Annotated in this window: 8 protein-coding genes; 7 read left to right on the top strand and 1 reads right to left on the bottom strand. The window is 66.2% G+C overall.

All coding sequences use genetic code 11. From position 1 onward, the window contains the following. Nucleotides 1-984: 984 nt before the first annotated feature. Nucleotides 985-2313, bottom strand: a complete 1329-nt coding sequence (locus CKO41_RS16800) for an ABC1 kinase family protein (RefSeq protein ID WP_200254403.1) — start codon at nucleotides 2311-2313, stop codon at nucleotides 985-987. A gap of 363 nt (nucleotides 2314-2676) precedes the next feature. Between CKO41_RS16800 and CKO41_RS16795 the strand changes: the two genes are divergently transcribed. The 7 genes from CKO41_RS16795 (at nucleotide 2677) to CKO41_RS16765 (ending at nucleotide 11378) form a co-directional block, all read left to right on the top strand. Beyond that, nucleotides 2677-4230 (top strand): cytochrome ubiquinol oxidase subunit I, encoded by a 1554-nt coding sequence (locus CKO41_RS16795; RefSeq protein WP_200254401.1) that lies wholly within the window; start codon nucleotides 2677-2679, stop codon nucleotides 4228-4230. Between the two features lie 22 nt (nucleotides 4231-4252). Beyond that, entirely contained in the window at nucleotides 4253-5386 is a 1134-nt protein-coding gene (gene cydB, locus CKO41_RS16790) for a cytochrome d ubiquinol oxidase subunit II (protein WP_200254399.1), read from the top strand. Nucleotides 5387-5401: 15 nt separating this feature from the next. Further along, entirely contained in the window at nucleotides 5402-5596 is a 195-nt protein-coding gene (locus tag CKO41_RS16785) for a hypothetical protein (protein ID WP_200254397.1), read from the top strand. Between the two features lie 22 nt (nucleotides 5597-5618). Next, nucleotides 5619-7385 (top strand): thiol reductant ABC exporter subunit CydD, encoded by a 1767-nt coding sequence (cydD, locus tag CKO41_RS16780; RefSeq protein WP_200383126.1) that lies wholly within the window; start codon nucleotides 5619-5621, stop codon nucleotides 7383-7385. Continuing rightward, nucleotides 7385-9172, top strand: a complete 1788-nt coding sequence (cydC, locus tag CKO41_RS16775; protein WP_200383125.1) for a thiol reductant ABC exporter subunit CydC — start codon at nucleotides 7385-7387, stop codon at nucleotides 9170-9172. Before cydD ends, cydC begins: the two co-directional genes overlap by 1 nt. A 221-nt stretch (nucleotides 9173-9393) precedes the next feature. After that, complete coding sequence (locus CKO41_RS16770) at nucleotides 9394-10722, top strand: YaaC family protein (RefSeq protein WP_200383124.1); 1329 nt, start codon at nucleotides 9394-9396, stop codon at nucleotides 10720-10722. Nucleotides 10723-10787: 65 nt separating this feature from the next. After that, entirely contained in the window at nucleotides 10788-11378 is a 591-nt protein-coding gene (locus CKO41_RS16765) for a hypothetical protein (RefSeq protein ID WP_200383123.1), read from the top strand. Nucleotides 11379-11391 lie beyond the last annotated feature (13 nt).

Here is an 11391-nt window from a genome sequence, read left to right as displayed (position 1 = left end):
CCGGTCTCGCTCCCCGCGCTTCGTTACCTCCACGCGACAGACCGCAGCTACATGTGTCATCAGCACTTCACATGGCAGTCACCTCACAGACTGCTAGACGGGCCAGGCTTGTCCTGGCACACCAGAGGCGCAAAGTGAAGAGAAAGCATTGGTCGAAGTCACCAGTACGCTCCTCTGCGCCTTTGCGTCTCTGCGCGAGCGATCTTTTTCGGGTGCGAGCCCGTAGGTCGGGTTAGGTGCGCCTGCACGGCGGTCGCTGAGAAGAGACAGGCCGCGCGCGCCGTAACCCGACAGCAGCCTCGGCCGGTGCCGCGTCGCCGGCCGTCGGGTTACGCCGTGAGGGGCTAACCCGACCTACGGCCCTCTGCGCCTTTGCGTCTCTGCGCGAGCGATCTTTTTCGGGTGCGAGCCCGTAGGTCGGGTTAGGTGCGCCTGCACGGCGGTCGCCGAGAAGAAGCAGGCCGCGCGCGCCGTAACCCGACAGCAGCCTCGGCCGGTGCCGCGTCGCCGGCCGTCGGGTTACGCCCTGAGGGGCTAACCCGACCTACGGCCCTCTGCGCCTTTGCGTCTCTGCGCGAGCGATCTTTTTCGGATGCGCCTGCACGGCGGTCGCTGAGAAGAAACAGGCCGCGCGCGCCGTAACCCGACAGCGGCCTCGGCCGGTGCCGCGTCGCCGGCCGTCGGGTTACGCCCTGAGGGGCTAACCCGACCTACGGCCCTCTGCGCCCTTGCGTCTCTGCGCGAGCGATCTTTTTCGGGTGCGAGCCCGTAGTCAGTTAGGTGCGCGTGCCCGGCCTTCGTTGCGAACGGACGGGGTGTGCGCGTCGTAACCCGACGAAGGCACGGGTTACGCGCGAGCCGATGCTCGGGGGGACGACCGGCACCGCAACACACGGCACCGCCGAATCGGAGGCGATGCCTACCCTGCCCCTCGTCGAACGGACCACCGCGCAGCGCCGGCCCGGCCCCGCCCGACGGCGCTGGTCAGGCGAGGAGTTCGCGCATCATGCCGGCCAGGTCGACGCGCGCACGCAGCCGTCGGCAGAGCATGAAGGTACCGGCGAACTTGCGGTGCAGGAACAGGGTCGAGGGCTCCGGCGGGCGCGAGAAGTTGTCCTCCAGGTAGAGATTGCGGCCGTGGTTGAAGACCCGCTCGGAGAGGTTCGAGGTCCCGAAGTCGTAGGGCCCATCGGCGCGCAGCATCTCGCTGGAGAGGCGGATCAGGCCGACGAGGGCGTCGATGCGCTCGGGCGGCTCGTCGGCGTCGATGTAGCCAAGCGCGATCGAGGCCTCGCGCAACCCCGCCGGGTCGTCGGCGAGCGCCGCACGCCCGAGCACCCGGAAGCTCTCGACGATCGCCGGGGCGACCGGCTGGGCGGCGCCGAAGTCGAGCAGGGCGATCCGCCCGTTCGCCGCGTCGTAGAGGAAATTGCCGAAGTTCGGATCGGTCTGCACCATCGCGAACTCGAAGAGCTCGCGCAGCATCAGGCGCGTGAGGAGCGAGGCGACCCGGTCGCGCTCGGCGCGCGTGTAGCTCGTCTCGCGCAACCGATCGACCGAGATGCCGTCGGCGAAGGTCATCGCCAGCACCCGCGGGGTCGTCAGGTCGCGGTGGACCTCGGGGACGAGGAAGTCCGGATCCTCGCCGATCAGGGCGCGATAGGCCTCCATCGCGTTGGCCTCCGCCAGGTAGTCGGCCTCGCGGTGCAGCTGCCGGCGCGTCTCCTCGAGCATCGGCCCGATGTCCATGCCCTTGGGCATCATCCCCAGCGTGCGGCTCAGGAAGCGCATGTTCTCGACGTCGCTGTCGATGCTCTCGCGCACGCCGGGGAATTGGATCTTGAGCGCCAGGCGGCGCCCGTCGCGCGTCTCGGCGCGGTGGACCTGGCCGATCGAGGCCGCCGCGATCGGCGTGAACTCGAAGCGCCGGAAGCGCTGGCTCCAGTCGGCGCCGAGCTCGGCGTCGAGCACCTGGGCCAGCTGGCCGATCGGCATCGGCTCGGCGCGATCGCGCAGGGTCGCCATGATCTCGGCGACCTCGGGGGTGAAGACGTCGGTGCCATCCATCGACATCATCTGGCCCATCTTCATCACCGCACCGCGCATCCGCGCCAGGCGGTCGGTGACGCGCCGCGTCGCCTCGGGGCTCATGCGGATGCGGCTCGGGTCGTCGCCGCGGGCCCGGGCCAGCTCGATCATGCCGCGCACGCCCATGCCGAGGGCCATGTCCGTCGTCGCCCGCCCCATGTGCCAGAGCCGGCTCCAGCGCTTGCTCGGCACGGGCAGGCCGCGTCGGGTCGTGGGATCGTCCATCGTTGCGTTCCGCTTAGTCGCTGTGGGGTTCGCTGAGGGTGGGTCGGCGTGTCCGGCCCGGCATCTGAGACCACTCGACGGGCGAGCGATCCGCGCCGGCCCAGTACGAGGCGGTCGGCCGCTGTCCGATCCGACAGGCGCGCGCCGAGGAGTTCCCGCGCCCGGCCCATCACCGATGGCGGCCCTCGCCCCAGCGTCCACGCCGATTTCACCTTCGTCATTCTACGGTGCTATCGTCGTCGCACCATGAAGATTGTCGTTTCCACGAAAACTCCAAGGTAGTCGGCGCAAACCGATGATCGAGCGATCGTCGCCGAGCGCTACAGGAACGGGCCCTTCGATCTTTCGTGCAGGAGGTCGGCCGTGATCGATCCGATGGTCGTTGAACTCTCGCGCTGGCAATTCGCCGCCACCGCGCTCTATCACTTCCTCTTCGTACCCCTGACGCTGGGGCTGAGCTTCCTGCTCGCCGCAATGGAGACGGTCTACGTCACCACGGGGCGCACCATCTACCGGGACATGGCCCAATTCTGGGGCAAGCTGTTCCTGATCAATTTCGCCCTCGGGGTCGCCACGGGGCTGACGATGGAGTTCCAGTTCGGCACCAACTGGTCGTTCTACTCGAGCTTCGTCGGCGACATCTTCGGCGCGCCGCTGGCCATCGAGGGGCTGATGGCCTTCTTCATGGAGTCGACGTTCGTCGGCCTGATGGTCTTCGGCTGGGCGCGGCTCAGCAAGGCCCAGCACCTGGCCGTGACCTACCTGGTCGCGCTGGCCTCGAACCTCTCGGCGGTCTGGATCCTGGTCGCGAACGGCTTCATGCAGGACCCGCAGGGGGCCCTGTTCAACCCAGACACGATGCGCATGGAGCTCGCGAGCTTCGGCGAGCTCATCTTCAGCCATGACGCCCAGTCGAAGTTCGTCCACACGAGCATCGCCGGGTTCGTCACGGCGGCGGTCTTCGTCTGCGGCGTCAGCGCCTACTACATGCTGCGCGGCCGCCACCTGGCGATCGCCAAGCGCTCGTTCCGCATGGCAGCGCTCTTCGGCGTGCTGAGCAGCGCCGGCGTCATCACCCTCGGCGACGCCCTCGGCTTCGTCGGCGCCCATGCCCACCCGAGCAAGCTGGTCGCGATGGAAGGGCTCTGGGAATACGAGGAGCCGCCGGTCGGCTTCAACGTCATCGCCATCCCGAACGAGGAGGAGATGCAAAACGACTATGCGCTGCGCATCCCCTATCTGACGAGCCTGCTCGTGACCCGCAGCCTGCACGACCCGGTGCCGTCCGCCGACACGCTGATCGAACGTGCCGATGAGCGCATCCGTAGCGGCATCGAGGCCGTCACGGCGCTCAAGGCCTTGCAGGACGACCCCGACGACACCGAGGCGCGGGCGCGTTTCGAGGCCCACCAGGACGACCTCGGCTACGGCTTCCTCGTCGGCTTCTATGCCCAGGACCAGGACCCGGCGCTGGCGACCGAGGCCGACATCCAGCGCGCCGCGCGCGATGCGATCCCGAACATGGCGATCGTGTTCTGGTCGTTCCGGGTGATGGTGGTCTCGGGGTTGCTGATGCTCGCCTTCTTCACCCTCGCGGTGATCTTCACGCTGCGCAACGATGTCCACCGCCAGCGCGCCTTCCTGCGCTTCTCGCTGCTGATGATCCCGGTGCCCTTCATCGCCTGCGAGGCCGGCTGGCTGGTCGCCGAGGTCGGCCGCCAGCCCTGGACGGTCTACGAGGTCCTGCCGACCTGGATGTCGGTCTCGACGCACAGCGTCAACCACCTGATCTTCTCGCTGGCCGGCTTCGTACTGCTCTACTCGATCTTCATCGCCATCGAGATGTACCTGATGGTGAAGTTCATCCGCCAGGGGCCGACCGAACACGGTCACGCCACGGCGGTCGCCGCCAAGTGAGGACCGGGAAAGGAGACGCGCGATGGAAATCTATCTGCTGTTGAAGGTGACCTGGTGGATCCTGCTCGGCGTGCTGCTGATGGGGCTCGCCATCATGGTCGGCATGGACATGGGCGTGGGCACCGTGCTGCGCTGGGTCGGGCGGACCGACTCGGAGCGGCGCGTCGCGCTCAACATCATCGGCCCCCACTGGGACGGCAACCAGGTCTGGTTCATCCTCGGCGGCGGCGCCATCTTCGCCGCCTGGCCGATCGTCTACGCGACCGCCTTCTCCGGGCTCTACGTCGTCATGCTGCTCCTGCTCTGGAGCATGATCGTGCGCCCGCTCGGCTTCGAGTACCGTAGCAAGCTCAAGGGCCCCAGGTGGCGCAACGCCTGGGACTGGTCGCTGTTCGTCAGCGGCTTCGTGCCGATGCTGGTCTTCGGCGCGGCGATCGGCAATGCGCTCCAGGGCTTCCCGTTCCACTTCGAGTGGCACCTGGCCTCGTTCTACACCGGCAGCTTCCTCGCGCTGTTCAACCCGTTCGCGATCCTCTGCGGCCTGCTCTCGGTCGCGCTCTCGGTCTACATGGGCTGCGCGATGCTGATGATCCGCGGCGAGGGCGAGCTCTACGCCCGCGCCCGCGGGTTCCTCGACCGCAGCGCCCTCGCCGCCCTCGCACTCTTCACGCTCGGAGGGATCTGGGTCGTCTTCCTCGACGGCTATCAGCTGGTCCAGGGGCCGGCCCCAGGGGTCGCCCAGACGCCGTTGCAGCAGGAGGTCGTGCGCGCCTCGGGCGCCTGGCTCGACAACTTCCTGGCCATGCCGCTCCTGTGGCTGGTGCCGGGGCTCGCCTATCTCGGGCTCGCCGCCGGGCGCTGGGGCGCCCTGAACGACCGCCCGCAGCTCGCCTGGTGGCTCGGCGCGCTCGCCTGGATCGGCGTCATCGGCACCGTCGGGGCGGCGATGTTCCCGTTCATGATGCCCTCCAGCGCCGAGCCCTCGCACAGCCTGACGGTCTGGAACGCCTCCTCCAGCGAGTACACGCTCATGTGGATGCTCGGCTTTACGGTCGTCTTCATGCCGCTGATCCTCTGGTACACGAGCTGGGCCTTCTGGGTCATGCGCGGCAAGGTGAGCGCGAAGCACGTCGAAGCGGACGACCACGCCTATTGATGGGGAACGGCGACGATGAAGACCTTGATGCACTTTCTCATCTATCTGACGATCGCCGGGCTGGTCATCCTGCTGGCCATCATCCTCGGCGATTACGGCACCTGGTATTTCGCCTGGCTGCTCGGCACCGTGATGCTGGTGCTGATCTCGGCCGCCGGCGCGGCCCTGCTCGACGCCCAGGAGGAGGACGAGGGCCGTCGGCGGGACTGAGGCCCGCTGAACCCGCTTGACGATGGCGCGGGCCGCCAAGAAGGGACCCGTAGCGGCCTGGCTCGACGGCGAGCGGCGGCGCAGTGCCGGGCCGCTGCGTCTCGCCGTCGGGCTCGGGCTCGCGGGCGGACTCTTGCTGATCGCCCAGGCGGGCCTGCTGGCCCGCCTGGCCGACGCCGTCGTCCTGCACGGGGCGGTGCTCGCCGACCTCTGGCCGCTCCTCTGGGGCCTGCTCGCGCTCTTCCTCGGGCGGGCCATCCTGACCTGGGCCGCCGAGCGCACCGCCTTCGCCGCGGCCGCCGCCGTCAAGCGCTCGGTGCGCGAGCGGCTCTTCGCGCACCTGCAACGGATCGGCCCGGCCCGCCTCGGCCAGGAGCGCAGCGGCGAGCTCGCCAGCGCCGTCGTCGACGGCGTCGAGGCACTGGAGCCCTACTACGCCCGCTACCTGCCGCAGATGTCTCTGGCGGCCTTGCTGCCGCTCGCGATCCTCGCCTTCGTGCTGCCGGCGGACTGGATCTCGGCCCTGGTCCTGGCGCTCACGGCGCCGCTGATCCCGCTCTTCATGATCCTGATCGGCAAGGGCGCCGAGGAGCTCAACCAGCGTCAGTGGCGGCGCCTCGCCCAACTCGCCGGCCGGTTGCTCGACGGCATCCAAGGTCTCACGACGCTCAAGCTGCTCGGGGCGAGTCGCCGCGAGGCGGCCGTCGTCGCCCGGCTCTCCGATGATTACCGCCAGGGCACGATGGCGGTGCTGCGGGTCGCGTTCCTGTCGTCGCTGGCGCTGGAGTTCCTCGCCTCGGTCAGCATCGCCGTGGTCGCGGTGTTGATCGGCTTCCGCCTGCTCGGCGAGCTCGACTGGGGGCCGATCGACCTGCGCGTCGGCCTCTTCGTGCTGCTGCTAGCCCCCGAGTTCTACCAGCCGCTGCGCAACCTCGGCAGCCACTACCACGCGCGGATGGAGGCGATCGGCGCCGGCGAGCGGCTCGTCGAGCTCCTCGAGATGCCCGTCCCCGAGCGCCCGGCTGCGGCGCGCCCGGCGCCGGGGGGACCGCGCTTCCACATCGCCTTCGAGGACGTCCGCTTCGCCTATGCCCCGGGCCGCCCCGCCCTGCAAGGGGCGACCTTCACGATCGCCCCGGGCGAGCGGGTCGCGCTGGTCGGCCCGAGCGGTGCCGGCAAGAGCACGGTCCTGAACCTGCTGCTCGGCTTCCTCGTGCCCGATGGCGGCAGCATCCGCATCAACGGCGAGGACCTGACCGCGATCGACCCCGAGGCCTGGCGCGCCCAGCTCGCCTGGGTGCCGCAGCAGCCGCGCCTCTTCCACGGCACGCTGCGCGAGAACATCCTGCTCGGCCGCCCGGACGCCGATGCGGCGACGCTTCACGAGGCCGCCCGGCAGGCCCGCGCCGACGAGTTCATCGAGCGGCTGCCGGCGGGCTACGACACCCTCGTCGGCGAGCGCGGCCAGGGGCTCTCGGGCGGCCAGGCGCAGCGCATCGCGCTGGCCCGGGCCTTCGTGCGCGACGCCCCGCTCGTCCTCCTCGACGAGGCCACGGCCAGCCTCGATGCCGACAGCGAGGCGCTGGTGCAGGCCGGCATCGAGCGGCTCGCCGCCGGGCGCACGCTGCTCGTCGTCGCCCATCGCCTGAGCACGGTGCGCCGCGCCGACCGGATCCTGGTCCTCGATCAGGGGCGCGTCGTCGAGGAGGGCGACCACGCCGCGCTGATGGCCTGCGGCGGCCTCTACGCCGGGCTCGTCCAGACCCAGCTCGCGTCGGGCGCCGAGTGATGAGGGAGCTCGTGCGCCTGCTGCGGCTGATGCGGCCCTACGCCGGCTGGATGGCCCTCGGCCTGCTCGCCGCCCTCGCGACGCTGATCGCGAACGTCGGCCTCCTGGCCGTCTCGGGCTGGTTCATCGCGGCCATGGCCGCGGCCGGCGCGAGCGGTACGCCGATCAACTACTACACGCCGGCGGCGCTGATCCGCGCCTTCGCGATCCTGCGCACCGGCGGGCGCTACGTCGAGCGCCTCGTCACCCACGAGGCGACGCTGCGCCTCCTCGCGCGGCTGCGGGTCTGGCTATTCGAACACCTGGAGCCGCTCGCCCCGGCCGGCCTGCAGGACGCCCGCAGCGGCGACCTGCTGAGCCGCATCGGCGCCGACATCGACGCCCTCGACCGGCTCTACCTGCGCCTCCTCGTGCCGCTGCTCGTCGCCATCGTCGGTGGCACGGCGGCCGTCGTCTTCCTCGCCTTCTACGACTGGCGCCTGGCCCTGCTCGCCCTTGCCGGGCTGCTGGTCGCCGGGGCCTTCGTCCCCTGGCTCGTCGGGCGGCTCGGCGCGCAGGCCGCGGCGCGCCGGGTGACGACGGCCGCGGAGCTGCGCACGGCCGTCGTCGACGGCCTCCAGGGGATGGCCGAACTCGCCGTCTACGGCCGGGCCGAGACCCAGGCGCTGGCCGTCGACCGGCTGAGCGCGGCCTGGATCGCCGACCAGCGTCGGCTCGCCGGCCTCGACGGCCTGTCGCTCGCCGCCGTCGGGCTCGCCGCCAACCTGACCCTGTGGGGCGGGCTGCTCATCGCGATCCCGCTCGTCGGCAGCGGTCGCCTCGCCGGCCCCGAACTCGTGATGATCGCCCTCTTCCTGCTCGCCAGCTTCGAGGCCGTCGCCCCGCTGCCGGCGGCCTTCCAGTCGCTCGCCACGACGCTGACCGCGGCGCGGCGCCTGTTCGCCATCGTCGATGCGCGGCCGGCGGTCGTCGACCCGCCGACGGCCTCCCCCGAGCCCGAGCGGCTCGATCTGGTCTTCGATGAGGTCGCGCTTCGCTACGCGCCCGAGCGGCCCTGGGCACTTCACGGGGTCTCGTTCCGGGTCGAGCCCGGCGAGCGGGTCGCCGTGGTCGGCGCCACCGGCTCGGGTAAGTCCAGCCTCGTCAACCTGCTGCTGCGCTTCTGGGACTACCAGGCCGGCAGCATCCGCTTCGGCGACCACGAGCTGCGCCGCTACCGCGCCGCCGACCTGCGCCGGCGGATCGCCGTCGTCTCCCAGCACGCCCACCTCTTCCACACCTCGATCCGCGAGAACCTGCTGCTCGCCGACCCGACCGCGACCGACGAGGCGCTGCAGCGCGCCTGCCGCGTCGCCCAGCTCGACACCTTCATCGCGAGCCTTCCCGACGGCTGGGACACCCTCGTCGGCGAGGCCGGCATCGGCCTCTCCGGCGGCCAGGCCCGGCGCCTTGCCATCGCGCGTGCTGTCCTGCGCGATGCCCCCATCCTCATCCTCGACGAGCCGACCGAAGGGCTCGACTCGACCACCGCGCACGACCTCATGGCCGCCATCCATCGGCTGATGGCCGGCCGCACCGTGCTCCTGATCACCCACCGGCTCGCCGACCTCGGCGCGATGGACCGGATCCTGGTACTCGATCGGGGCCGGCTCGTCGATCAGGGGCGCCATGCGGAGCTGATTGGGCGGTGTGAGGCGTATCGGGGGATGTTCGAGCGGGTTGGGGAGGGGCGGCTGGGTGCCGCGGGGATATCCGAGCGCGGAGGCGTCGCGGATACTGGCCTGTAAAGGTAGGCGAGGCCGGCCCTTACGGCCGTCCGTAGAGCGGCCACCGCGCGGCTCGGCTGTGGACGACGCATTTCAAGATTCGCGGAAAACGGGCAGAATTCTGACCGGATCCGCGGGCTGTGGGATTTGAATACTGTGCTCGGCTGGCTACGGTGTAGCACGCAGAGCATAGGCGACAGCCTAGTCAACTGTTGCCGGAACCACGAAGAAGAACGCACGCTATGCCAAAGAACATACTGGTCGAAAATGGAACAGTGACTGCGTTAGGCAGAAATTCGTTATTCGATCTCACTACAGATTACGCCGGAATGCGGGCTGCCTATGAGGCAGCACTAGAACAACATAAGGAGCTAGGGAAGAATGCCGACTCGTTGCCCAAGTATCTTAAGGAACAGGGCGTTGTCGATTATCGCGATGAAGCATACCTGCCCGCAAAGAAGCTCCACTTGCTTCGTTCTGAGGCAAAAAAGCGCCAAGAGTCTGCTGCTCCCTGCAGCTTGCTTCCATTGGACGCAACAGGTTATCAGTCGGAGGCGATGGCGCTGCTTGCCAATCTGGAAAATGACGAAGTAATTAAGCAGGTATACAAGCGAAACAACCATTCTCTTGGGCAAAGTCGAAATGCGGGTCTCACTACTGGAGAAGCGCTTAGGATTAAGTATTGCCTAAGGCAAGGACGTGATCTATTTAATGCCGGTCATGTGGGCCCGGCCCTTGTAAAGCCACTGAACTACTTTTATTCACTAACTGCCTATGCATATGGTCTTATCGTCACAAGAAATCCGCTGCGCAACAAAGTTGAACAAATACCGGGATCTCATGGGTTGGATTACATAAATGACGGGGTCTACTTTAGATTTGGCGGTGATAGAAAACAAGGCACGTTTAGTGATCTGCATGGCTCGCATACAAATACTCTGATCTTTGCGGCCGACACAGATTTCTCAATAAATCGAGCCAATTCGATAACGAAGTATCATGAAAATTCAGCAGTGCTGTCTGTCGGTACGCTCTACTCAATGGTGCCAGAACTTAAGGATTACTACCGGATAGTTACTGGTCACGGCAGTAGATGTCATCCTCTTGAGATATCCCGCACGGGCGACAGAACATCGTTGGCATGGGAGTGGCGCATCGGTAATGGAGTGCATAAGCCCGAACGTGAAGATATTGAAAAAAGTTTTCCTGACTGCGCTTTCTCTGAGAAGCATGGCAAATATGTGATATCAATCGCCCAGGATCAACTTGATGCAATTGATCCAATCGTCCAGAGCGACGCACGAAACCACCTCTGGTACACTGAAAATCCTATCCATCCGATTTGCTTGTCAACTCTCGATATGCATTTCTTGATAACGTGTGCTCTTAGCAATATCATGAGATATTCGCCAGACAAGTGGGGTTCAATTCTTTTGAATGAGGTGGACGGAAATATATCGCTTATAACGCAGCGATACCTATCTTCTCTTGAGGCAGTTCTTCCGTTGATAGTTTTGCGCGAGTTGAGCCCCTATTATCCCTATGTAAGAGATGGGCTAACAAGTAGATGAACCTGACGCAGATTCCGCTGCCGCAACATCTGCGCAGGTTATCTTGTCGTTAGGCATCAAAAGATATGGACGACACATTAGAAGAAGCAATTAGTAACATCAAGCTTCGTTTGAGGGATTTTTCTGCCCCAAAGCCGGATGCCCCAGATCTCGTCTGGGGAACCGAGGGACAACGAATATCAATAGAACGCTATCAGTTCCCCATCCCCAATTTACTGCTGTTCATATTGCATGGGGTATGCGGTTTTTCGTTAGGATGGCGCGGTGAAAAAATGCATTGGTGCGTTCCTTTCGCATATAAAGGCATAAATTGCACAATCGCATTTGAGAAATTCGGGCTTCGATTATATATAGATAAGCTAAAAAATGAAATAAATCCAAAAGAAGTTTTAGGTAAGTTAGAGAAGGCAATTGGATCGGCTGAAAAGCACATCCTTTCAGCCTTGGCACAACAACAAATTACTGCTGGAAATATAACGACTGAAGTTTCTCGTTTTCCTCAGGCGACTAACCGCATGACAGCCGCGATGAGGGGATTTCGAGTGCCGTGGCCGGGATCGCCGCAGTCGACCCCGAAACCGACGTCGGCGAGCTCATGGGCGAGCGCTCGGCGCACATCGGCGAAGGCATATTCGGTGCGGCGTGCAGCGGCGTAGCGCCGCGCGGGGG

Origin of the sequence: Thiococcus pfennigii (assembly GCF_016583835.1) — a bacterium.
GTDB classification, from domain to species: domain Bacteria; phylum Pseudomonadota; class Gammaproteobacteria; order Chromatiales; family Chromatiaceae; genus Thiococcus; species Thiococcus pfennigii.
This window is presented reverse-complemented; position numbering and strand designations above follow the sequence as displayed.